General features: G+C 74.6%; 15 protein-coding genes and 1 riboswitch. Of the genes, 4 read left to right on the plus strand and 11 right to left on the minus strand.

The features are described 5' to 3' along the window. Positions 1-108: 108 nt before the first annotated feature. From RLT57_RS18685 to RLT57_RS18695, 3 genes are all read right to left on the minus strand, one after another. Positions 109-2,799, minus strand: a complete 2,691-nt coding sequence (locus RLT57_RS18685) for an FG-GAP-like repeat-containing protein (protein ID WP_311298533.1) — start codon at positions 2,797-2,799, stop codon at positions 109-111. A gap of 230 nt (positions 2,800-3,029) precedes the next feature. Then, positions 3,030-5,609: a LuxR family transcriptional regulator gene (locus RLT57_RS18690; protein ID WP_311298534.1), complete on the minus strand. Its 2,580-nt coding sequence runs from the start codon at positions 5,607-5,609 to the stop codon at positions 3,030-3,032. A 35-nt stretch (positions 5,610-5,644) separates the two neighbouring features. Next, positions 5,645-6,178 (minus strand): SDR family NAD(P)-dependent oxidoreductase, encoded by a 534-nt coding sequence (locus RLT57_RS18695; protein ID WP_311298535.1) that lies wholly within the window; start codon positions 6,176-6,178, stop codon positions 5,645-5,647. A gap of 176 nt (positions 6,179-6,354) precedes the next feature. Between RLT57_RS18695 and RLT57_RS18700 the strand changes: the two genes are divergently transcribed. Continuing rightward, positions 6,355-7,338, plus strand: a complete 984-nt coding sequence (locus RLT57_RS18700) for a LuxR C-terminal-related transcriptional regulator (RefSeq protein ID WP_311298536.1) — start codon at positions 6,355-6,357, stop codon at positions 7,336-7,338. 48 nt (positions 7,339-7,386) lie between these two features. Here RLT57_RS18700 and RLT57_RS18705 read toward each other — a convergent pair whose 3' ends face one another. From RLT57_RS18705 to RLT57_RS18720, 4 genes are all read right to left on the minus strand, one after another. Beyond that, positions 7,387-7,683, minus strand: coding sequence for a hypothetical protein (locus tag RLT57_RS18705; protein WP_311298537.1), 297 nt, complete (start codon positions 7,681-7,683; stop codon positions 7,387-7,389). 398 nt (positions 7,684-8,081) lie between these two features. Beyond that, complete coding sequence (locus RLT57_RS18710) at positions 8,082-9,164, minus strand: C40 family peptidase (RefSeq protein ID WP_311298538.1); 1,083 nt, start codon at positions 9,162-9,164, stop codon at positions 8,082-8,084. A 428-nt stretch (positions 9,165-9,592) separates the two neighbouring features. Further along, complete coding sequence (locus RLT57_RS18715) at positions 9,593-10,678, minus strand: C40 family peptidase (protein ID WP_311298539.1); 1,086 nt, start codon at positions 10,676-10,678, stop codon at positions 9,593-9,595. Positions 10,679-10,683: 5 nt separating this feature from the next. Then, a riboswitch (cyclic di-AMP (ydaO/yuaA leader) is annotated at positions 10,684-10,839 on the minus strand. Between the two features lie 152 nt (positions 10,840-10,991). Next, a complete protein-coding gene (locus RLT57_RS18720; protein ID WP_311298540.1) occupies positions 10,992-12,119 on the minus strand; it encodes an NlpC/P60 family protein in 1,128 nt (375 codons plus the stop codon). Positions 12,120-12,543: 424 nt separating this feature from the next. Here RLT57_RS18720 and pcrA point away from each other — a divergent pair, with 424 nt between their 5' ends. Then, entirely contained in the window at positions 12,544-15,012 is a 2,469-nt protein-coding gene (gene pcrA / locus RLT57_RS18725) for a DNA helicase PcrA (protein WP_311298541.1), read from the plus strand. Positions 15,013-15,133: 121 nt separating this feature from the next. On the opposite strand, the gene RLT57_RS18730 is transcribed toward pcrA, so the two are convergent. Both RLT57_RS18730 and RLT57_RS18735 read right to left on the minus strand, forming a co-directional pair. Continuing rightward, entirely contained in the window at positions 15,134-16,594 is a 1,461-nt protein-coding gene (locus tag RLT57_RS18730; RefSeq protein ID WP_311298542.1) for a M23 family metallopeptidase, read from the minus strand. Positions 16,595-16,734: 140 nt separating this feature from the next. After that, positions 16,735-17,664: an esterase/lipase family protein gene (locus tag RLT57_RS18735; RefSeq protein ID WP_311298543.1), complete on the minus strand. Its 930-nt coding sequence runs from the start codon at positions 17,662-17,664 to the stop codon at positions 16,735-16,737. A 357-nt stretch (positions 17,665-18,021) separates the two neighbouring features. Between RLT57_RS18735 and RLT57_RS18740 the strand changes: the two genes are divergently transcribed. Next, the gene (locus RLT57_RS18740; RefSeq protein WP_311298544.1) at positions 18,022-18,432 is read left to right on the plus strand and encodes a cobalamin B12-binding domain-containing protein; all 411 of its coding nucleotides are present in this window, start codon (positions 18,022-18,024) and stop codon (positions 18,430-18,432) included. A gap of 32 nt (positions 18,433-18,464) precedes the next feature. Here RLT57_RS18740 and RLT57_RS18745 read toward each other — a convergent pair whose 3' ends face one another. Both RLT57_RS18745 and RLT57_RS18750 read right to left on the minus strand, forming a co-directional pair. Further along, a complete protein-coding gene (locus tag RLT57_RS18745; protein WP_311298545.1) occupies positions 18,465-20,189 on the minus strand; it encodes a DUF5691 domain-containing protein in 1,725 nt (574 codons plus the stop codon). A gap of 130 nt (positions 20,190-20,319) precedes the next feature. Next, positions 20,320-21,663 carry an SWIM zinc finger family protein gene (locus RLT57_RS18750; RefSeq protein ID WP_311298546.1) on the minus strand — a complete coding sequence of 448 codons (1,344 nt, stop codon included), beginning with the start codon at positions 21,661-21,663 and terminating at the stop codon, positions 20,320-20,322. 138 nt (positions 21,664-21,801) lie between these two features. On the opposite strand from RLT57_RS18750, the gene RLT57_RS18755 reads away from it, so the two are divergent. Continuing rightward, positions 21,802-22,959 carry an ATP-binding protein gene (locus tag RLT57_RS18755; RefSeq protein ID WP_311298547.1) on the plus strand — a complete coding sequence of 386 codons (1,158 nt, stop codon included), beginning with the start codon at positions 21,802-21,804 and terminating at the stop codon, positions 22,957-22,959. Positions 22,960-22,984 lie beyond the last annotated feature (25 nt).

A 22,984-nucleotide genomic window follows, 5' to 3' on the forward strand; every position in this document is an offset into this window, starting at 1 on the left:
CCGCTTCCCGCTCCGAACGACAGCCGACACTACGCCGCCTTCCCCTGCTCCTGCCCGGGTTACCCCGAACTGTGACCTCGGCGGGGGGACGGCGGCGTAGCGGGCGGGTCAGACGACGGCCACGTAGCCGCCGTACCCGGTGGCGATCCGGGCGCGGGCGCCGAGTGCGCCGGCGCCGTCGCCGTTGTTGCGCCAGAGGTTGCCGTCGGTGTCGCGCTCGACCACGTCGGGGACGCCGTCGCCGGTGATGTCGCCGACGCCGACGACGAGGTCGTAGGCGCCGTTCGCCCAGTTGGTCAGGAGCCGGACCCGGGGGGCGAGGGTGCCGGCCGCCGTACCGTCGTACCGCCACAGGGTGTTGGCGGAGTCCAGGGCGAGCAGGTCCGGGTGGCCGTCGCGGTTGAGGTCGCCGGCTCCGACCAGCTGCCTGTAGGCGGGCCAGCCGGCGGCCAGCAGGGTGCGCGGGCCGGCGCCGCCGGTGCCGTTGCCGGGGTGGAGCCACAACTCGCCGGTGGCCGCGTCGTGGGCGAGGACGTCGGGGAAGCCGTCGCCGGTGAGGTCGCCGGGAGAGGTGACCGCGTCGAAGGACTGCCAGCCGGTGCCCAGCCGGGTGAAGTCCGCCGAGGCGGGCGGGAACCCGGTGCACGACGGCCAGGACCCGGCGTGGTAGATCCGCGCCTCGCCGGAGGGGAGCCGGACGAACAGGTCGTTGCAGCCGTTGTTGTCCGAGTCGCCGACCGGTACGAAGAGCGTGCTCAGGTTCCACCCAATGTAGCCCGAACTGCCCGCGAACGTACCGCCGCCCGTGCCGTAGTGGATGCTCAGCCCGCCGTTGGAGCCGAGTGTCAGCAGGTCGCCGGTGTTGTCCTGGCCACCGCCCTGGGAGCCGAAGTCGCGGCGGACGGGCGCGGATCCGGAGACCCGGATCGAGCCGGTGAGGGTGACCGGGTCGGAGCCGTCGGCCGGGGTGACGACCGCGGTCCAGGTGTAGGTGCCGTCGGTGACGTAGTGCCCCGCGGCGTCCCTGCCGTCCCAGTACGCCGAGTACGCGGTCGGCCGCGGGCCGTCGGCCACCGTCCGCACCACCCTTCCGTCGGTGTCGCGGAAGGTGACGCCGAGCGCGGCGCCCGGCCCGGACAGCTGCCAACCGCCCTGCCACTGGCCGGAGTCGCGGACGGAGAAGCCGGTGCCGGCGTAGGAGGTGCTGACCGTCAGCCGGCTCGGCGCGACGCCCGAGGAGATCAGGTGGGTGACCGCGTCGGCCGTGGTGTAGGCGATCTGGCCGCGGTACTTGTCGACGGTCCAGCTGACACCCCGCCCGGTGTCGGGCAGCGCCGGGTCGGCGGGCAGCGCCGCGACCGTGCCGGTGGCGCCGGTACGGGCGTCGGTGACCTGGAGTTCGCCGCCCGGGTGGCGCACCAGGAAACCGTCGCCGAGCAGCGCCGGGCCGGCCGGCACCGGGACCTGCTTCCGCGTGCCGGTGTCGAACACCCCGGCGGGGCCGTCGGGACCGCACGACCAGTACAGCAGGGAGACGTCCGCCTGGACGTCCTGCGGCACGCAGGGGGCGCCGGTCATCACGCTGAGCGTCGGGGATCCGCCGGTCAGCGCCTTGCCGTCGATCTCGCCCGTGGTGCTCGCCGCGGTCCACAGCCGGTTGTCCCACAGGCCGGCGCCGCTGATCGGCCGCGGTGTCGCGGGCGCGGGGCCGTCGTAGCCGGGGTGCAGTACGTACTGCAGGCCGCTGGAACCGCTGTCGTAGATCACGTAGCCGTTCGCCGCGTCCACGATCCGGCCGCCGGCCGAGTCGAGTTCCACGTCGTCGGCGGTGTACGGGTCCAGGTCGGTGAGGTAGTCCCTGCCGTCCGCCGCGGTGGTGAGGTACGTGATCCGGGCGGACCCGTCGACCGGCGCGAGCTCCGCGCAACGGGCGGTCGGCGCGCACCGGTTGACCGGGTCGACCGTCCAGCACGTCTTCACCGGCGGCAGCGTCGGCTGCGGGACGGCGCCGGGACCGAGGTCCTCGACGTACAGGGCGTGGGTGAAGCCGGCGGCGCCGTCCACGCCTTCGAGGAAGGTGAGCCGGCCGCGGGCGTACGACATCCCGTAGCGGACCGGCCGGTTGGGCACGTTGCGGTGCAGGTCGGCCGGCTCGCCGCCGTCCGGTCCGAACCGGTAGGTGTCCCAGTGGTCCGCGTCCGCGCCGCCCTCCGCGCGGAAACCGCCGTCGGCGGTGGGGGCCACGCCCGAGGCGTCCGGCAGCAGGGTGGTGGCGTCGGGGAGGGTGGGCGAGCCGGTGCCGCCGGAGAGCGGGACCGAGTACAGCGGATCCTGCTGCCCGTTGTTCCAGGCCGCGTCCTTGCGTACGCCCACCAGCGCGTCGTCCGTCAGCGCCCCCTGGTAGGTGACGGTCGACGGGTGCGGCAGCCCGAGCAGCCGCTCCGGCGCCGTCGGGTCGGCCAGCGGGAAGAGGTGGGCGGTCCCGAGGTACAGGTAGCCGAAGGTCTCGGTGTTGCGCAGCACCGGCACATGCACGCCGAGGCCGGTCGCGAACGGCACCGAGAACCGCACCGCGCCCGAGACCGGGTCCACCGCGCTGAGCCGCAGCGTCTGCTGGATCACCGGGTCCGGCACCGCGTACTCCAGCAGCAGCCTGCCGGGCGCGGCGGTTTCGGCGGTCGCGACGACGCTCTGCGGCTGCGCGTCCGCCGGGATCCCGGTCAGCGGGACGTCGCTGGGAGCCGTGCCGTCGAACCGCAGCAGGTGGTACGTGACGTCCGCGCCCGCTCCGTCGGGCACGGACCGCGTGCGCGGCGGGGGTGGCGGGTGGGCGGTGCGCCGGTGGCGGGGTGCGGAGGTGCGGTGGGCGGGGTGCGGGTGCGCGGTGGACGACGCGTTGTGGCCGTAGGGGTGTTGCGGCTCGCCGGGGTGTTTTGGGGAGCCTGGCCGGCGCAGGCGTCGCGCTGCCGGCCGTCGTGCCCGCGGTCCCCGGGAGCGGCGGGGATCGCGGGCACGTGGCCAGGGCGGGGTCACGCCGGGCGGAGGCTGAGGACCCGGCCGGCGACGCCGACCCGGGAGGTGCAGTCGAGCTTGCGCATGATCTCGCGCATGTGGTTGACGACGGTCCACTCGGAGATCTGGAGGCGGTGCGCGATCTGCTTGTTGCTCATGCCCTCGGCGACGAGCTCGCAGACCTCGGACTGGCGGGCGGTCAGGACACCCCCGAAGGACGTGGTCGCGGGGTCGGGCCGGCCGGTTGCCGTGCCGGTCGCGTACGTTGTCCGCGGGTGGTGCGGCGCGAGCGCGACCGGCGGCGGTACGGCGTCCTGGCCGCCGCCGGCCCGGGTGATCTGGTCGTACAGCGGGGTCGCCGCGCCCTCCCGCAGCGCCTGGGTGAAGTCGTGGTCGCCGAGCAGCCGCCGCAGCCGCTGTTCGAGCCGGCTCACCGCGAAGTCCGGTACGGCCGCCGTGCCCAGCATGTCCTCCCGGGAGGCGTGGAAGCCGCCCAGCAGCCGTACCGTGCTCAGCGCGCGGGCCGAGGCGCCGGGCCGCATCGGGGAGGCCACCACCCGGACGAAGGAACCGAGGACCGCGGCCGCGCCCAGCCCGCGCAGGCCGGCCATCGCACGGTGGAAGTACTCCTCCGCCTCGGGGCCGGACCCGGCCGCGTACGCGCTCAACTGGAGCAGCGCGGTACCGCTGTTGAGGACGTCGCCGCGCGACACCGCGTCGGCCACCACCTTCTGGGCCGGCCGCACGGCCGCCTCCCGGTCGCCGGCGTGGAAATGCGCGGCGGCCAGGTCGAGCAGGACGTGGGCGGCGGCGTGCTGGTCGCCCGCCTCCCGCCAGCGTGCCACGGACTGCCGCAACAGGCCGACGGCGGCCCCGAGCCGGCCGGGCGGTTCGATCAGCGCCCGGAGGTGCAGCAGCCGCGCGGCGACCGCCGGGTCGGCCGTGGCGGCGCGCTCGGCGCGGGCCATCTGCAGCCGGGCGGCCTCCGGTTCGCCGGAACGGGCCCGCGCCTCGGCCCGGATCAGCGCGGCCCTGGCGGCCGCCGGGTCGTCCGGGTCCTGCCCGTCCGCCGCGGCCAGCTGTTCCGCCCAGACGAAGGGCGCGCCGGTGGCTCGCCAGAAGTGGCAGGCGCTCTCGACGAGTTGGACGGCCTGCCGGTGGTCGCCCGCGGCCAGCAGGGTGCTGAGGGCGGCGCCGATGTTGGGCTCCTCCGCGTGGAAGGCGGCGATCCCGCCGTGCTGGTCGCCGCCGCGGATCCGGCGGGCAGCGGCCCCGGCCAGCTCCGCGTAGTAGCGGGCGTGGGCCTGCCGGGCCCGGGTGAGGTCGGGCAGCACCGCGCGGGTGGCCGCCAGGGCGGCGGGCGGCAGGTGCATCCGGACCCGGGCGAGGCCGTCCAGGGTGCCGGACGGCAGCGGCGAGACCGCCAGCAGGTGGCGGGCGCGCAGCGGCTCCAGGGCGCGGTAGCCGATGCGGCGGGGCCTGTCGGTGCCCTGGGTGCTGTGGGCGCCGTCGCCGCCGGGGCGCTCGCGGCGGCCTGAACCACCGGTACCGGCTCCGCCCTTGGGGCCGGGGACCTCGGGCCCGCCGCTCTCGGGCCCGGGGTGTCCGTACCCGCCGCCGGGTGCGGAGCCGTCCGGGCCGGTCAGCGCGCGCAGCGCCTCCGCGCCGAACCCTCCGGTGAACACCCGGGCCAGGCAGAGCAGTCGGAGGGCGTCCGGCGGCAGGTCCGCGACGGTGACGGGGGAATCCGGGCCGGCGTCCCCGTAGGAGTCGATCAGTGCCGCCAGGTCGGTGAGCGGGAGGGGCGCGTTCTCGTCCACGGCCGTCGCGAAGACCTCCAGGCCCTCCGTCGCCGCGACCCGCGCGGCGCGGCACAAAGCGCCGGGCACCCCGCGCAGCCCGGCGCAGATCCGGGCCACCAGATGCTGGTTGGCGTCGTCGAGGAGGAAACCGGGGTGCAGTTCGCGGAGCCGCTCGGTGAAGAGCCGGACCGAGGGAACACCGGCGAGTCCGGCCAGATCCAGCGCGCTGCAGTCCAGCGGCACGGGAAGGGCGGCCACCCGGAACTCCCGCAGCCCCGGTACCGCCACCGGGTACCGGACGGTGAGCAGCACCCGGGCCGCGTAGCGCAGCGCCGCGTCGAGCAACTCCCGCAGGCCCTCGGGCCCGAGAGCGTCCAGCCCGTCCAGTACCAGCAGGTCCAGCGGCTCGGGTACGTCCTCGGGCCGGTCGGCCGGGCCGCCCGCGAGCTGCCGGATGAGGGCCTGTACGGGGTCCATGCGGGCCATGGGCAGCCAGTTGAGCACCCGGCCGCGTACCTGCGCGGCCGCGGCCTCCGCCAGCCGGGACTTGCCGATGCCCGGACCGCCGTGCAACTGCACGCCCCGGATGCCGGGTTCGCCGAGCAGCGCCAGCAACTCGGCGATGTCCCGGTCCCGGCCGACGACCGGCCGCACGACCGACCCCGTGGCCGATCCGCCCACCGGACCGGCGGCACGGCGGGTCGCGGAGCCGCCGGCCGGCCCGGTCGCGGCGCCCGCGGCCGGGCCGCGCGCCGCCGCACCGGTTGCCCCCGGGGGTGCCACTTCGGTGGTCATGAACTCCTCCTAGCGGAAACGGCGTTCGGCATGGTTCAGCGATCCTCGGGCAGCAGCGCGACGGCGAGTACGGCCGCCGCTACCGCCTGGTCGTCGGCCGCCGGTGCGATGACCGTGACCCGTACCGGTCCGGTGCCCAGCAGGGCCGAGTCGGCGGTGGTGACCGCCACGACGTGCGCGGGCCGGCCGGCGGCGGCCAGACCGGCCACCACGTGCTGGTCGAGAGCCGGCGGCAGAACCGGCCGGACGGTGTGGACCATATAGACCAGTAAGTCGACCGGCCCGAGATCGCCCTCGATGTCGGCGATGAGCCGGCGCAGCGCGCCGGGGTCGTCCAGATCGACGCAGTAGGGAAGGGCGGTGTGGCCCTGGTCGATGAGTTCCTTGCTGAGGAAGGCGGCCCGCCCGCTCCCACTGCCCGCGACGGTCACCGCGACGGCCGAGCCCGCGGTGGCGAGCCAAGTGCTGACGATGCGGCCGGGGCCGCCCGCGCCGTCCACCACCAGGGCGACGCGCGGCGGGGGAGGCGACGGGGGCAGTGCTGCGGTTGTCGGGTCGATGGCGGACACAACGGCTCCGTTTCCAGGAGTTTGTGAGAGTGCGGTCGCTTGTTGAGCCCAGTGGGGCGAAAGAGGTCGAATGACGAGGTCATTGAGCCAACTACGGCAGATAAACTCCTCAACGTTTGTGCGCTGAACCATGCAATGCCGGGTGGTGCCAGTGAGCTTGGAGGGGTGATCGTTCCTTGTCCGACGACATGGATCTGGATCAGGAGACGCTCGCCGTCTATCGGGCGGTACTTCTGCATCATGAGACGGACCCCAGGACGGTCGCCAAGCTCATGAACCTGCCGGAGCCGCAGGTCGCCGCCGCCGTGCAGCGGCTGACCGAACTGTCGCTACTGGCGCCCTCGTGGGAGGAGCCCGGCCGGCTGCGGGCGGTCAGGCCCGATGTCGGTCTCGGCGTCCTTTTGCAGCGTGAGCAACAGGAACTCGCCGAGCGGCAGCGCCGGATCGAGCAGAGCCGGGCCGCGCTGGCCTCGCTCGCCGCCGAGTACACCGCCCAGGGCAGGGCCGGCGCGCTCGACCAGTCGGAGGAAGTCGTCGGCATCGACGAGATCCGGGCCCGGCTGGAATCCCTCGCGGTGGGCTGCACCCAGGAGTCGCTCGCATTTCACCCGGACACCGCCCTCACCGAGGAATCCATCGAAGCCGGCCGTCCACTCAATGAACGGGCGCTGGAACGCGGGGTACGCTTCCGCACCCTTTACCTGGACAGCATCGCCAAGGACCGCACGACCCGGGAGTATGCCAAATGGATGGCGGACCGGGGCAGCGAAATCCGTACCTCGCCGACGCTGCCGATGCGGCTGCTGATCGTGGACGGCTCGGCAGTGGTGGTGGCCGGGCTGCCGACCCGCGACCAGCCGACCGCGCTGGTCCTGCACAGCCCGCCCGTCGTCCAGGCGATGCTGGCGCTGTTCGAGGCGTACTGGGAGCGGGCCACCCCGCTGGGTAAGCCGGCCGCCCGACTGGCGACCGGACTGACCCCGCAGGAGCGTCAGTTGCTGCAACTGCTGGCCGCGGGCGCCACCGACGAGGCGGTGTCGCGGGCGCTCGGGATCGGAGTGCGGACCGAGCGCCGGATCGTGGCCGAGCTGATGGACCGGCTCGACGCCTCCAGCCGGTTCGAGGCGGGGGTGAAGGCGGCGCGCCTGGACTGGGTCTGAGGGACCCCGGCCGGCGCCGCGCCCGCGGCGCCGGCCGGGGTTACACGCCTAGGGCCACACGAAGTCGGCGGGGGACACCCGGAGCGCGTGTGAGGGCCGGTCGGTGTGCGGACGGCCGTGGTCGTGGCCGCCGGACCCGTCGGAGGGCCAGACGAAGTCGGCCGGCACCGCGGCCGGATCGGCGTCGGCGTCGGTGACGGTGGTCGTCGACAGGATGCCGACGGGCTGCCACGCCCTGTGGTGGTCGGCCAGCGCGGTCACCGCGAGTGCTCCGCAGGCGAGCGAGGCGGCGAGGGCGGCCGATGTACCGAAGGTGAACGAGGCGACACGAAGCGTGGCCAGCATGGTGAACTCCCGAGTGAGTCGAGCTGTGCGGGGTGGGGTGGAGCCGTGCTCGGTGCGATGAGCTGTGCGGTGCTCGGTGCGTGAGCTCCGGGGCTCCGCCCGCCCGGCCCGGCGGTGCGTCGCCCTCTGTGAAGAGGTAATCACCCGGGGCGGGTGTCTGTCCTCAAGCGGGGAGGCCAGGAAGCTGCCTCGCACATTCCTGCCAACATTCCCGGCGAACGGCGAAGGGCCGTCTGGGCGTTGGTTACCCGTGCGGCCCCTGTGGCATGTGGTTTCCGGCACGGCTCATGTGGTGATCTCTGTCACGCCCCGGCCGTTTTCCGGCCAGCCCGATCCGGCCGCACGCGCCGAGCGGCGGGCCGCTCGCGCCGTTCCGGTCGCCGCGGCCCGCGCGGCGGTCAGCCCGGCCGGGTCGCGCCCGCGAAGGGCATCCCGCTGATCGGCGCGACCCGCACCGCGGCCCCCGGGTGCGGGGCGTGGATCATCTCGCCGTTGCCGATGTAGAGCCCGACGTGGCTGATCCCGGAGTAGAAGAACACCAGGTCGCCGGGCTGGAGCCGGGACCGCGGGATCCGGGTGCCGGCGTTGATCTGGGCGTAGGTGGTACGGGGCAGCGCCACGCCCGCCGCCCGCCACGCGGCCTGCGTGAGGCCGGAGCAGTCGTACGAACCGGGCCCGGTGGCACCCCACACGTAGGGGAGGCCGATGGCGCGGTAGGCGAAGGCGATGGCCTGGGCGGCCCGCGCGGAGGGCGCGGCGACGGTGTCCAGCGCAGGGCGGGCGGCGAACCGGGAGGCGGACGGCCCGGCGTCCGCGGTCGCGGCGGCCGCCGGGTCCTGACCGCCGTCGGACGCCTCGACCGCGGCCCGCTGCGCGGCGGTGAGCCGGTCCAGCAGCCGCCGGGCCCGGCTCAACGCGGCCTGGACGGCGTGTCTGCGGGCCGCCAGCCGGTCCTGGGCGGTCCGCAGTGCGGTGAGCCTGCCGTCCGCCCGGGCCCGGGTGTCGGCGATGTCCTGCCGCTCGGCTCTGAGCCGGTCCAGTGCCTCGGCCGCACGCGAGCCCAACCGGTCCAGCGTCGCGGCCCGTTGGAGATACGTGCCGGGGGTGGTGCTCAGCGCGAGTTGCAGGGAGGGGGCGACGGACCCGGCGCGGTACTGCGCCGCCGCCAGCGAACCGACCGCGTCCCGGGCCACGTTGAGCCGCGCGGTCTTGCGGGCCACCTCGTCCTGGAGGTCGGCCACGGCGGCCCTGGCGGCGTCCGCCTGCTCCTTCGCGCCGTCGTACTGCTCGGTCGCCCGCTCGGCCTGGCGGTAGAGCACCTCGACCCGGGTCCGCACCTCCTGCGGAGCGGGCCGCTCGGCCTGCGCGGGCTCCCCGAAGAGGGTGACCGAGGCGGCGGAGGCGAGGGCCAGCGTGCAGGCCACGCGGGACACCGAGAACCGGGTACCGCGTAAGTGCGGGTCGCGACTGTGTGAGGCCATGGCGGCCGTCACTCCTTCCGGGGATGCCGTCCGGGCGGCCCGGCCGGCCCTGGAGGAACGGCCGGGGGTCCGGCGGCGTCCGCACGGGGGACGGAGACGCCGCCGGACCGTCGGCGGGGCGGCCGGGCCGTCGCGCAGGCGACGGCCGTAGGGTCGGCCACCCGCCGACCGACGCTAGCCCCGGCCGGGGCGCGCCGCCCGGATAGACCGGGACTGCCCGGTATCGGCCGTTGCCGACCACAACCGACCGGTGTCCGACGGGTGACCCGCCCGTATGCGTATCCGCTCTGACCGGTCACCCGGTCACCCGGCCGCACGGCCGCCTGATCACCCGGACCCCGCTCACCCGGCCGCCGGCCACCCGCTCACCCGGTGACGGCACCCCGGCCCGGCCGGGGCAGGGCGCGGGGACGACGGCTGCGGGCCGGTTACGCGATGCGGCGGGCCGCGGCGAACGGCATCCAGCTCATCGGGGCGATCTCCACGACCGCGCCGGTGTGCGGGGCGTGCACCACCTCGCCGTTGCCGAGGTAGATGCCGACGTGGCTGATGCCGGAGTAGAAGAAGACCAGGTCGCCGGGGCGCAGGTCCGACTCGGAGACGGCCGTGCCGTCCGTCACCTGGTCCCAGGTGGTGCGGCCGATGGTGATGCCGGCCGCGCGGTAGGCGGCCTGGGTCAGGCCGGAGCAGTCGTACGCGTTGGGCCCGGTGCCACCGGAGACGTACGGCTTGCCGCGCTGCGACAGGGCGAACTGGAGGGCCGCGGCGGCGCGCCCGGAAGCGGGGCCGCTGTAGGTACTGACCGCCGACGAGGAGGACGAGGAGGACGAGGAGGAGGCCGACGCGAACGTGGTGGACTTCGGCGGCCTGCTCAGCGCGGCCAGCTTCGCCCGCTGCTCGGCGTTGAGGCTGTTCAGCAGCTTCTGGGCGGTGGCCAGCTTCGCCGAGACGTTCTTCTTCTGGGCGGCAAGCTTCTTCTGCGCGTCGGTCAGCGCCTTCAGGCTCGCGGTGGCCTGGGACCGCTGGATGTTCGCCTGCTCCTGCTGGACCTGGAAGGTCTTGAGTGCCTGCTCCTGGGTGGCCGAGACCCGGTCCATCATGTGGGTCTGCTCCAGGAACGACTCCGGGCTGGACGACAGCAGCAGCTGGGTGCTCGCGCCCATGCCGCCCTCGCGGTACTGGGCGGTGGCGAACTGCCCCAGCACCCGGCGGGTCTCGTTCATCTTCTGGGTCTTCTGCGCGACCTGCGTCAGCAGCAGGTTGGCCTTGGCCCGCTGCGTGTCGGTCTTCTCCTTGGCCTGGTCGTACTGCTGCGTCGCCACCTCGGCCTGCTGGTTGAGGGTGTCGATCTGCTTCTTGACCTCGCTGATCGAGGGCTTGGCGGGCGCCGGGGCGGCGCTCGCGCTCTCGCTCAGCAGGGTGACGGACGCCAGGGCCGCCGCCGTCACTCCCACCGCGGCGCGCGGGGCGGCCGAGGCGAGTATGCGGGTACGCGGCTTGCGGTGCGACGCCAAGGAGGCGCTCCTTCCATGGGCCGCCGACCGGGTTAGCTGACGGGTTCGGGCGGGAAGTCGCCCTACGGTCCGGACACCTGTGCGGGTATCCGTCCCGATTCACCCCAGTTGGTGCGTGGGTCCCCGGCTCCGGCCGAGGCCGGATTGAGCGGAGGCGACGCGCTGCCGGCACTTTCACCGACGGAAAGCAGGCCGCCTAGCGGGACACCGTAACCAAGTTCTGCACCACTTGGGAAGATTGGATCGCAATGTGACCGAAATCGCTTTGTGACCTTACCGGTTGCGGTCGTCGCGACCGGCCCGACCGGTCACCTCAATACGGGCGGACCCCGGCGTAAAACGGCATTTCGGTGATCGGGGCGATCTTGACGACCGTGCCGGTGTGCGGGGCGTGGATCATCTCGCCGCCGCCGATGTAGAGGCCGACGTGGCTGACGTCGCTGTAGAAGAAGATCAGGTCCCCCGGCTGGAGGTTCGCCTCCGAGACCCGGGTGCCGACGTCGACCTGGTCGTAGGTGGTCCGCGGCAGCGACACCCCGGCAGCCTTGTACGCCGCCTGCGTCAGGCCGGAGCAGTCGAACGAGTCCGGTCCCGTCGCCCCCCACACGTACGGTTTGCCCAGCTGCTGGTGCGCGAAGGCGATGGCCTGCTCGGCGACCGAGGAGTTCACCGGCGTCGTCGGCGCGTCCGCGCCCTTCGTAGCGACCGCCTCGGCCGCCGCCTCCCGCGCGGCCTCCTCCTTCGCCGCTAGCGCCTTCGCCTTCGCCTCCGCCTCGGCCTCCTGCCGGGCCCGCAGCGCCGCCAGCCGTGCCTTCTCCTGCGCGGTCAGGCTGTTGAGCAGGTGCTGCGCGGCGCCCAGCTTCCGCTGCACGGCCGCCTTCGCCGCCTTCAGCTCCGCCTGCTGCGCGGTGAGCGCGGCCAGGCTGCCGGCCGCCGCCATCCGCTGCCGGGCCGCGTCGGCCTGCTGCACCCGGAACGTCGCCACGGCCCCCTTCTGCCGCTCGGCCATCACACCGGTCAGGTGCACCTGGTCCAGCAGCGCCTGCGGGTCGGCCGAGAACAGATAGCGGCTGGCGGTGTCGCCGCCGTCCCGGTACTGCGCGGCGGCGTACATCCCGAGCACCCGGCGGGACTCGTTGAGCGCCTGCGTCTTCCTGGCGGCCTGGGCCAGCAGCTTGTTGACGGTGGCGCTCTGCCGGTCCGTCTTCTCCTTGGTGCCGTTGTAGTGCTCGGTGGCGACCTCGGCCTGGTGGAGCAGGGCGTCCACCTTCGCCTGCACCGCCGCGACGGACGGCTGCGCGGGTTTGCCGGGCGCCGGGGCGGCGCCCGCGCTCTCGGCCAGCAGCGTCACGGTGGCCAGCGCCGCCGTCGTGAGCCCCACGGCCGCCCGCGGGCCGGAGGAGCCGAGTATCGCGGTACGGGCCTTACGGTGTGTCGCCATGGCGGGCGGACTCCTTCCGGGCGCTCTGCCTGGTGCGGCACCGTAGCCAAAGCGCGGGGCCGCTGGGAAGGGGCGTGTCCGATAGGCCCGATACCTTTTCGTCATATCGCGCCGAGCGGTCCGGCCGTCACGGAGGGTCGCGACGGCGCCACCGCCGGGCCGCCGCGGAGGTGACGGCCGCAGGCCCGGCCGGAGACGTGCGGGCGCGGCTCGGGGAAGGGGGCCGTGCGTGTCGGCGGGGGCGCCCAGGGTCCGTCGGGTGGGTCTTCGCGGCGTCGCGGGCCCCGGTACGGCGCGCCTGCCGCGTTCCCGCCGGTCGACGACACACCACGCCGCCTCCCTCCCCGGCTGTGCCCGCGCGCGTTTCGGACCCCGCTCCTCGACCCGCGGAGATCCACCCGACAGGCCCTAGACTCGGGAAGCGATGAGCAGCCTCTTTGACGACAACTTCCTGGCCGGTCTCGAAGCGGTCCACGGCCCCGCCGGCGGCCCGGCGGCAGAACCGCCGGAGCCGGACGACGGACCGGACGGACCGGGTGCCGAGGACGTGCCGCACGACCTCTTCGGCGACCGCTTCGACGGCCCGCCGCCCCACGACGCCCACTACCGCGACGGCGCCCCGCGCCCGGCCACCGACCCGGCGCAGCTCCTCGAAGGGCTCAACGAGCAGCAGGCCGCCGCCGTCGAGCACGCCGGCGGTCCGCTGCTCATCGTGGCCGGCGCCGGCTCCGGCAAGACCCGGGTGCTCACCCACCGCATCGCGTACCTGCTCGGCGCCCGCCACGTCCACCCCGGCTCGGTGCTGGCCATCACCTTCACCAACAAGGCCGCCGGCGAGATGAAGGAACGCGTCGAGCAGCTCGTCGGCCCGCGCGCCACCTCCATGTGGGTCTCCACCTTCCACAGCGCGTGCGTGCGCATCCTGCGCCGCGAGTCCAAGGTGCTCGGCTTCACCTCGTCCTTCTCGATCTACGACGCCGCCGACTCCAAACGGCTGATGGCGCTGGTCTGCCGGGACCTGGACCTCGACCCCAAGCAGTTCCCGCCGAAGTCCTTCAGCGCCAAGGTCTCCAACCTCAAGAACGAGCTGATCGACGAGGAGACCTTCGCCGGGCAGGCGGAGAACACCCTGGACAAGAAGCTCGCCGAGGCGTACGCGCTCTACCAGGCCCGGCTGCGCGAGGCCAACGCGCTGGACTTCGACGACATCATCATGACCACCGTCCACCTGCTCCAGGCGTTCCCCGACGTCGCCGAGCACTACCGGCGCCGCTTCCGGCACGTCCTGGTCGACGAGTACCAGGACACCAACCACGCCCAGTACACGCTGGTGCGCGAGCTGGTCGGCACCGGCGACGACACCGCCGAGCTGTGCGTGGTCGGTGACGCGGACCAGTCGATCTACGCCTTCCGGGGCGCGACCATCCGCAACATCCTCCAGTTCGAGGAGGACTACCCCCAGGCCCGCACCATCCTGCTGGAGCAGAACTACCGCTCCACCCAGACCATCCTGTCCGCCGCCAACGCCGTCATCGAGCGCAACGCGAGCCGGCGGGCGAAGAACCTGTGGACGGAGTCCGGCGACGGCCCGCTCATCGTCGGCTACGCGGCCGACCAGGAACACGACGAGGCGCAGTACATCGCCGAGGAGATCGACCGGCTGACCGACGCCGGCGACGCCCGGCCCGGCGACGTGGCCGTCTTCTACCGCACCAACGCCCAGTCCCGCGTCTTCGAGGAAGTCTTCATCCGGGTCGGCCTGCCGTACAAGGTCGTCGGCGGCGTCCGCTTCTACGAGCGGCGCGAGGTCCGCGACGTCCTGGCGTACCTGCGGGTGCTGGCCAACCCCGAGGACGCGGTGCCGCTGCGCCGCATCCTCAACGTCCCCAAGCGCGGCATCGGCGAGCGCGCCGAGGCGATGGTCGACGCGCTGGCGCTGCGCGAGCGGATCTCCTTCCCGCAGGCACTGCGCCGGGTGGACGACGCCTATGGCATGGCGGCCCGCTCGGCGAACGCGATCAAGCGGTTCACCACCCTGATGGACGAGCTGCGCACCGTCGTCGAGTCGGGCGCCGGCCCCGCCGTCGTCCTGGAAGCGGTGCTGGAACGCACCGGCTACCTGGCCGAGTTGCAGGCGTCCACCGATCCGCAGGACGAGACCCGGGTCGAGAACCTCCAGGAACTCGCCGCTGTCGCCCTGGAGTTCGAGCAGGAGCGGGGCGAGGACGAGCCGGGCACGCTGGCCGAGTTCCTGGAACGGGTCGCGCTCGTCGCCGACTCCGACCAGATCCCCGACGACGACGCTGAATCGGGCGGCGTGATCACCCTGATGACCCTGCACACCGCCAAGGGCCTGGAGTTCCCGGTGGTGTTCCTCACCGGCATGGAGGACGGCGTCTTCCCGCACATGCGGGCGCTGAACCAGGTCAAGGAGCTGGAAGAGGAACGCCGGCTGGCCTACGTCGGCATCACCCGGGCCCGCGAACGGCTCTACCTCACCCGCTCGACGATGCGCAGCGCGTGGGGCCAGCCGTCCTACAACCCGCCGTCCCGGTTCCTGGACGAGATCCCGCCGACGCTCATCCAATGGAAGCGGACGGGAAGCTCACCGGGGGCCGCAGCCGCCGGCGGGGCGGTCTCCAAGGCCGCAGCCTCCTTGTCCTCCTCGCTCTCCGCCCGCTCCGCCTCCGGCACCTTCGCCACCCGCCGCACCACCGCCGACCGCCCGGTCATCTCCCTCGCCGTCGGCGACCGCGTCACCCACGACCAGTTCGGCCTCGGCACCGTCCTCGCGGTCACCGGCCGCCCGGGTGACGAGAAGGCCACCATCGACTTCGGCGACGCCCGCCCCAAACAACTGCTCCTGCGGTACGCCCCGGTGGAGAAGCTGTAGCCGCCGACGTGCGGTGCCCCAGGGAGTGCGGTCGGGTGTGGCAGTGCTGTTTGGCGGGCGCCCTCACCCCACCGGGCCCCCACGCCCAACGGCACCCACCCATGGGCGCACCCTCACCCCGCTACCGCGGGTCGAGACCGTGGGCGAGGAGCCAGGGGAGAGGGTCGATGGGGGCGCCGCCGTTGGGGCGGACCTCGAAGTGGAGGTGGGGGCCGGTGGTGTTGCCGGTGTTGCCGGAGAAGGCGATGACGTCGCCTGCCTTCACCTTCCCCGAGCGGATCTTCGTGCTGCTCAGGTGGCAGTACCACGTCTCCGTGCCGTCGGGCGCCGTGACTATCGCCATGTTGCCGTAGGAGCTGTTCCACTGGGTGCGGACCGTGCCGTCGGTGGCCGCCATCACCGGGGTGCCGACCTGCACGGGGAAGTCGATGCCGGTGTGCAGCGCCATCCAGTTGACGCCCGCCTGCCCGAAGTACGCGCTCAGCCCCTTCTGCTTCACCGGCAGCAGGAACTTCGGCCGCAGCGCCTCCTTGCGGGCCGCCGCCTCCTGGGCCGCCTTCTTCGCGGCGATCTGGCGGTCCTTGAGGTCGATCCGCTCCTGCGTCCGGCTGGCCCGGTCGGCGAAGTCGTCCGCGTCCCGGCTCACTCCGGCGAGCTGCCGGTCCAGTTGGGTGGTGGGCGCGTTCGCCGCCTGGCCCTGGGTGCCGTTCTGCCCGTCCGCCTGGGCCTTGGGGGTCTCCTGGGCCATGCCGACCCCGGCCACCGCCGCCGCGCCGACCGCCGCCACACCCATCACCGCGACCGACGGCACCGCCACGGTCAGCAGTGCGGACCGTTTGGCGGGCTTGCGCCGCCGGCTGCGTGCCACCGGTTCGCCGTCGCCGAAACCGTCGCCGTCGGCGGCGTAGTCGTGCCGGTCCGCCCCGGTGTCCCGTGCGGCGGCGAACTCCCCGGTGAACACCGCGGTCGCGGTGTCGTCCGCGTCGTCCGCCGGGTGGGCCGCCGGCTCGTGGGCGGGCGGGGGCGCCTGCTCGGGGGCCGCGGACCGCGCGTACTGCGCCGGCACCTGTTCGTACACCCCGGTGTCGCCGCTCGCGTCGTAGCCGTACCCGTATCCGTAGGCGGGGTACGCACCGGAGTCCCCGTCGCCCCGCGGGTACGGGGTCTGCTGCTGCGGCTGCTCGCTCTGCCAGAGCGCGCTGGTGTCGTACGTACCCGTGTCGTAGTACGTGTTCGCGGTCCCGGTCCCCGTGGTGGTCGCGTCGCCGTACGCGTACGGGTCGTACACCGCGTACGTGCCGGTCCGGTCGTAGCCGGTGTACGCGTACCCCGTGTCGTAGCCGCCGCCGTAACCCTGCTGCGGTTGGGAGGGGACCTGCCGGGTGTGGTCGTACGTCTCGTACTGCTGGGTGTGCTGCGGCGCGGGCTGCTGCGGGATGTACCCGTAGGTGCCGGTCGCGTCGTCGGCGAAGGCGGTGCCGGCGAAGGCGGTGCCGACGGCCTGGTAGGCGCCCGTGGAATAAGCGTCGTACCCGTAAGCGTCGTAGTCGGGGGAGTACCCCGACAGGGGACTTTCGGTCACCGGCCAGCTTCTCTTTCGCCTCGACAGCAGGAGAATTAGCGGTGACTGTAGCCGTCGTTACCCGGCCGCGACAATCTCCGGCCGAAATCCGGCGCCGGACTTGCCCGGTGTTCGGTTGGTATTCGACCGTTACGAATCCGTTAGGCAGCGTCCACGGTGTCCCGCAACGGGCCCTGTCCGGCCAGTGCGTGGCGGATCTCCGCGGCCACCAGGCTGTGGACCGGCAGGGACAGATGTCCTATTCCGCGGACCCTGATGTTCCGGGTGCGCAGATCCGGGTGGTCGAGCCGTGCCGCCTGCACCGGGATCATCAGCTGGTCCAGGTCGCTCCAGAAGGCCACGAACCGGGTCCGGCACCCCTGGGCGGGCGCCGCGAGCTCGGTCAGTACCGCCGAACCCGGCCGCATCTGCCGTGCCAGCGGGTGCGGGCTCAGCGCCGGCACCGCCCGGGTCCCGGAGTGCGGCGTGCCCAGCGTGACCAGGGTCCGTACCCGTGCGTCGCCGCCCAGGCGCTGGACGTAGTAGCGGGCGACCAGGCCGCCGAGGCTGTGCGCCACGATGTCCACCCGGCGGTGGCCCGACTGTTCGCAGATCCGCTCGACGTGCGGGCCGAGCGCCTCGGCGGCGGCGCGTATGTCGGTGGTCAGCGGTGAGTAGTTCAGGGCCTGGACCCGGCTCCAGCCGTTGCGCAGCAGCGAGCGGCGCAGCAGCGCGAAGGCCGAGCGGTTGTCCACGAAGCCGTGCAGCAGCAGCACCGGCGGGCGGGCGCCGGCCCCGGTCGGCGGGGCGGCGGGCCGGTGGGCCGCGCTGCCGGGCCGGCCCGTGTGGGCGCGCTCGGCGCCCCGGGCGTCGCGGGCGTCGCGGGCGTCGCGGGGCCCGTCCTGGCCGGTGGGCGAAGGCGGTGGGCCCGGGACGCGTTCGGGCAGGATCCCGGTCGGGTACAGCAGCATGTGGCCGGCCAGTACGGCCAGGTCGATGGCGGTCACCCGGGCCAGTTCGGCGCCGTGGTGCCACGGGCCGCTGCCACCGGGCTCCGGTCCCGGCCCGGCCTCCGACGATTGGGCGGCCATGGCCCACCTCCCGTCGCGGCTCCGGGGGGTCGGCGTTGACCCCGCGGCGCCCTCAGGGGGAACCGGGACGGGGACGGCACCGCCGCGTCCGGCGACCGCCGGCGCGGTGACGCGGCGCCCTTGCCGCGGCTCTCCGCCAAGCTCTCGGGTCCGTACGCCCGTGTCCGGTGTGTCCGTACGCCGGGCTGAGCGGGCGGCCCGATCGGTCCGATCTCTCACTGTGTGATTTCCCCCTCCCCGGCGGTCGTAAAACTGTCGGCTTCCCGAGGAGGGCGATAACGTTCGTTCACTGCGGTTGGTCGTCCGCTTCCGCAGCGACCGGTCCCCGGCGGGCGAGCCGTACGCATGGAGGCAGTCATGGGAGTGTCCGGACCGATCCGCGTGGTGGTGGCGAAACCGGGTCTCGACGGTCACGACCGCGGGGCCAAGGTGATCGCCAGGGCGCTGCGGGACGCCGGTATGGAGGTCATCTACACCGGCCTGCACCAGACCCCCGAGCAGGTCGTCGACACCGCGATCCAGGAGGACGCCGACGCGATCGGCCTGTCCATCCTCTCCGGCGCGCACATGACGCTCTTCGCGAAGGTGCTGGAGCTGCTCAAGGAGCGCGACGCGGCGGACATCAAGGTGTTCGGCGGCGGGATCATCCCGGAGGCGGACATCCCGCCGCTCAAGGCGCTCGGCGTCGCCGCCATCTTCACTCCGGGCACGACGACCGGGGCCGTGGTGGAGTGGGTCAACGCGAACGTCCACCAGGCCGCGGTCTGAGCCTGCGGGGCCCCCTCCGTCCCGCAGGCGGCTCATTGCGCCCCGGCGCCCGGGTCGGGAGCGGGCGGCCCCGCGGCCGCGGGGTGTGCGGCGCCGGGAACCGCCGCCGGGCGGACGGCGCCCGGGATCGCGGCCGGAACCCCGGCCGGGTGCGCGGTGTCCGCGGCCGGGGGCCCCGCCGGGTGCGGCCGGGGGCGGAGCTCGGCCAGCATCACCGCGCGCAGCCGCAGCGTGCCGGTCAGCCGCTGGAACGCCTCCGACCAGTACACCGTCGCTCCCGGCGCACCGTCCGGCGGCTCCTCCGCCGCCGCGCTGAGCACCGCGACCTGTGCGACCGCGGCCGGGTCGAGGCAGCGCTCGGCCAGCCCCATCACCCCGCTGAAACTCCACGGGTAGCTCCCCGCGTCCCGCGCGATGTCCAGCGCGTCCACCACCGCCCGGCCCAGCGCGGGCGCCCACGGCACCGCGCACACCCCCAGCATCTGGAACGCCTCCGACAGCCCGTGCGCCCCGACGAAGTCCGCGACCCAGGCCGCCCGCTCCGCCGGGGGCAGGACGGACAGCAGCTTCGCCGGGTCGCCGACCGCCGTCAGCGGGGCGGCCGCCGCGGGCGGCGGCCCCAGAAGGGCCCGCGCCCACCCCGCGTCCCGCTGCCGCAGGGCCGCCCGGCACCACGCGGCGTGCAGGTCCGACTGCCAGTCGTCGGGCACCGGCAGCGCCACGATCTGCTCCGGCGTACGGCCCCCGAACCGCTCCGACCACACCGACAGCGGTGTCGCGTCCACCAGCTGGCCCAGCCACCAGGCCCGCTCGCCCCGTCCGCTCGGCGGTTTCGGGGCCACTCCGTCCCGCTCCATCGCCGCGTCGCACGCGTACGGCGCCTCCACCACGATCCCGCCGTTCCCCGGCGACACACAGCCGAGGGCGCGGGCCGCCATCCGCGCGGCCAGCGCGGAGCCGGGCAGCGCCGACAGCAGCTCGGCCGCCGTCGCCCGGACGTTCCGGCTGCGGTCGGACAGCGACTCCTCCAGGAAAGGCTCGTCCTGAGCGGACAGGCCCGTCCGCAGCGAGTCCAGGAACATCAGCCGGTCCTCGGCCCGCTCGCCGCGCCAGGTGGACGCCAGCAGCTCCAGGCCGGCGGCCGGGTCCGCCAGCCGCAGGCGGGTCAGCAGCGCCACCCGCTCGGCGAACAGCCCCTCCTCCCACAGCCGCCGCGCCCGCGCCGCGTCCGCCGGGCCACCCCCGGCCGCACCGGCGTGCCCGGCCCGCAGCGCGAACCTCCACTCCGGGTTCAGCCCCGCCAGCCACAGCCCCCGCGGCCCGGCCAGCGCCAGCGCGTCGGGCCGCAGGTCGGTCCTGGACCGCGCCGCGTCGAGCAGCGCCGGCAGCAGCGCGTGCGGCGCCGCGTACCCCTCCTTCCGCGCCTGCGCCAGCCACTGCGGCAGCAGCTCCGCCAGGTTCGGCGCGGTCCCCCGCCGGCCGCCCCGCCCCCCGTCGCCCGTCCGGTCCGCCAGCAGTGTCCACAGCCGCCGCCGCGCCGCCTCCGGCAGCTCCGGCCGCCGGTCCGCCGGGGCCGCCGCCGGGCGGGCGCCCGCGACCCCGGGCAGCGCCCCCGCCCGGCGCCGCAGCACTCCGCCCGCCGCCGCGTCCAGCAGCCCCGCGGCGGCCTCCTCCGCGTCCCCGACCAGCCCGGCCGGGCGCCGCCGCTCGGTGCCGAGCAGCGCGCTCCCCACCAGGTCGTCCCACGTGATGTCCACGCCGCTTTCCCTTCCGTACCGGTAGCTGTGGCTGTACGTGCGGTGCGGTGCGCGGCACCGCCGTCCGGGCCGTCCGCGCCGCCCGGCGGTCCGCCCCCGTGGCGGGCCGACGGACGACGCGGACGACGGGTCACAGGGGTATGGGCTCGGCGGCCCCCTCGGGCCAGACCGCCAGCGGGCGCAGGCCGGTGGGACCCAACTCGCCGAAGACCGTGGTCGGGTGGCCGCCGGAGACGGCGGCCAGCCGCCACCGCGCGGCCGCTGGCGTGGCGGTCGCGACAGGAAGGGCGTCCTCGGTCGCGGCGTCGGCGAGCTGCCAGCGGTCGGGACCGGGGAGGGGGACGACGGCGGAGAGCAGCACCGGCCAGGCGTCGAGCCAGGGGTCGTCGGCCAGCGCGGTGCCGTACGAGGCGAGCGCCGGGGCGACCGCGGTACCGCGCGGGGCCGAGTGCGGGAGCGCGGGGGAGAGCCCGTGCGGGCCGAGCGCCGCGCGCAGCGGCAGCGCCGAGGGGTGGTAGGCCAGCTCCGCGTCGAGAAGGGAGCCGACCGGCAGCGCGAGTTCGGGCGCCCGGCCGGCCGCGCCGAAGGACAGCAGCAGCGCGAACCGGCCCGCCCCCTCGTCGTACAGCCAGACCCGGCGGGTGGTGAGCCGGTCGTCCGCCGCGTCGTACTGGGCGAGCACCAGCCACTGCCCGCCGACCGTGGGCCCCGCCAGCAGCTCCGCCGAGTCGACGGTGTAGCCGATCCGGGCCCGCACCGTCTCCGCCAGCGGTCCCGGCAGCCCCTCACGGCCGAGGAACCCGCGGGCCAGCAGGTGCAGCAGCGCGGTCTCCTCCAGCATCCGCGACGGCCAGTCGCCCCCGGTGGCCGCCACCGCTCCCAGCTCCCGCACTCGGGCGGCCAGCCCCGGCGCCTGCGCGTCCACCATCCGGGCGGCGATCTCGTCCCACTGCCGGTAGCTCCCGCGGTCCGCCCCCGCGAGACCGCCGCGCAGCAGGTCGGCCAGCCGCTGCTCCAACTCGGCGGCGCCCCCTTCGACTCGCACCGCCCGGCGGTCGGCCCGCCGCCTGGCCGCGTCCGGGTCGGCGGGACCGGCCACCCGCGGCGGCGCCGCCTGCGCGCTCTCCGTCCTCTTCCGCCGCGCCGAGGTCCACTGCTCCACCCAGTCCGGCTCGGCCGCCGCCGCGACCGGCCCCGCGCCCCCCTCCGCCCAGAGCAGCAGCAGCCCCAGCGCGTGCTTGCAGGGGAACTTGCGGCTCGGGCAGGTACAGCGGAAGGCCGGACCGTCCAGGTCCACCGCCGTCTGGTACGGCTTGCTGCCGCTGCCCTTGCACAGCCCCCACAGCGCGCCCCCGGCGGCCCCCGTGCCGGTCCACGGCGCGGGCGCGCCGAGGCGCGCGCCCGCTTTGCGTGACGCGGCGTCAGGCGCGAGCGCCAGCACCTGATCCACCGTCCACCGTGCTTCCGTCTCCATGCCCCCGACGGTAGAACCCCCCACTGACAATCGCTCCGACCTGCGCGGATAGCGCTCGGTGATGGATTGTCAGTGGCGGGGTGCATGGTGGAGACCAGCGCGGACCGAGGGGGTCCGGGCACACGAGTGGGGAGAGTCATGACCGGAACGACGAGTGCCGTGGCCGTGTCGGCGCCGGCCGTACGAACCGCGCCCGCCGCGACGGCCGCCCCGGCCGAGCAGGCGCTGCGGCCGCACGCGGAGGAGGCCTTCGCGGACGAGCTCACCGCGCTCGCCGCGGCGGACGACCGGCCGCGTCCGGCTCGGTGGCGGATGTCGCCGTGGGCGGTCGCCACGTACCTGCTCGGCGGCACCCTGCCGGACGGTACCGTGATCACGCCCAAGTACGTCGGCCCGCGCCGCGTCGTCGAAGTGGCGGTCACCACGCTGGCCACCGACCGCGCGCTGCTGCTGCTCGGCGTGCCCGGCACCGCCAAGACCTGGGTCTCCGAGCACCTGGCCGCCGCGATCAGCGGCGACTCCACCCTGCTGGTGCAGGGCACGGCCGGCACACCGGAGGAGGCGATCCGCTACGGCTGGAACTACGCGCAGCTGCTGACGAACGGGCCGAGCCGGGCCGCGCTGGTGGACAGCCCGGTCATGCGGGCGATGGCGGAGGGCCGGATCGCCCGCGTCGAGGAGCTGACCCGCATCCCGGCCGACGTACAGGACTCGCTGATCACCGTCTTGTCCGAGAAGACGCTGCCGATACCGGAGTTGGGCACCGAGACACAGGCGGTGCGCGGCTTCAACCTGATCGCGACCGCCAACGACCGCGACCGGGGGGTCAACGACCTGTCCAGCGCGCTGCGCCGCCGCTTCAACACGGTGGTGCTGCCGCTGCCCGCCAGCGCGGAGGACGAGGTGGAGATCGTCTCCCGCCGCGTCGAGCAGCTCGGCCGCGGCCTCGACCTGCCCGCCGCCCCGCGCGGCGCCGACGAGATCCGCCGGGTCGTCACCGTCTTCCGCGAACTGCGCTCCGGCACCACGGAGGACGGCCGCACCAAGCTCAAGTCGCCCTCCGGCACGCTCTCCACCGCCGAGGCGATCTCCGTCGTCACCAACGGCCTCGCGCTCGCCGCCCACTTCGGCGACGGCGTGCTGCGGGCCGGCGACGTGGCCGCCGGCATCCTCGGCGCGGTCGTCCGCGACCCGGCCGCCGACCGCCTCATCTGGCAGGAGTACCTGGAAACTGTCGTCCGGGAACGGGACGGCTGGAAGGACTTCTACCGCGCCTGCCGCGAGGTGTCGGCATGAGCGGCGGCATGGATACGGCGGCCAT

This window comes from Streptomyces sp. ITFR-21, assembly GCF_031844685.1.
Taxonomy (GTDB): Bacteria; Actinomycetota; Actinomycetes; order Streptomycetales; family Streptomycetaceae; genus Actinacidiphila.

Coding starts and splice junctions, on each gene's coding strand:
- RLT57_RS18750 (WP_311298546.1), bottom strand. CDS start 21,663: ATGGAGACGGAAGCACGGTGGACGGTGGATCAGGTGCTGGCGCTCGCG.
- pcrA (WP_311298541.1), top strand. CDS start 12,544: ATGAGCAGCCTCTTTGACGACAACTTCCTGGCCGGTCTCGAAGCGGTC.
- RLT57_RS18690 (WP_311298534.1), bottom strand. CDS start 5,609: ATGACCACCGAAGTGGCACCCCCGGGGGCAACCGGTGCGGCGGCGCGC.
- RLT57_RS18740 (WP_311298544.1), top strand. CDS start 18,022: ATGGGAGTGTCCGGACCGATCCGCGTGGTGGTGGCGAAACCGGGTCTC.
- RLT57_RS18710 (WP_311298538.1), bottom strand. CDS start 9,164: ATGGCCTCACACAGTCGCGACCCGCACTTACGCGGTACCCGGTTCTCG.
- RLT57_RS18735 (WP_311298543.1), bottom strand. CDS start 17,664: ATGGCCGCCCAATCGTCGGAGGCCGGGCCGGGACCGGAGCCCGGTGGC.
- RLT57_RS18720 (WP_311298540.1), bottom strand. CDS start 12,119: ATGGCGACACACCGTAAGGCCCGTACCGCGATACTCGGCTCCTCCGGC.
- RLT57_RS18705 (WP_311298537.1), bottom strand. CDS start 7,683: ATGCTGGCCACGCTTCGTGTCGCCTCGTTCACCTTCGGTACATCGGCC.
- RLT57_RS18755 (WP_311298547.1), top strand. CDS start 21,802: ATGACCGGAACGACGAGTGCCGTGGCCGTGTCGGCGCCGGCCGTACGA.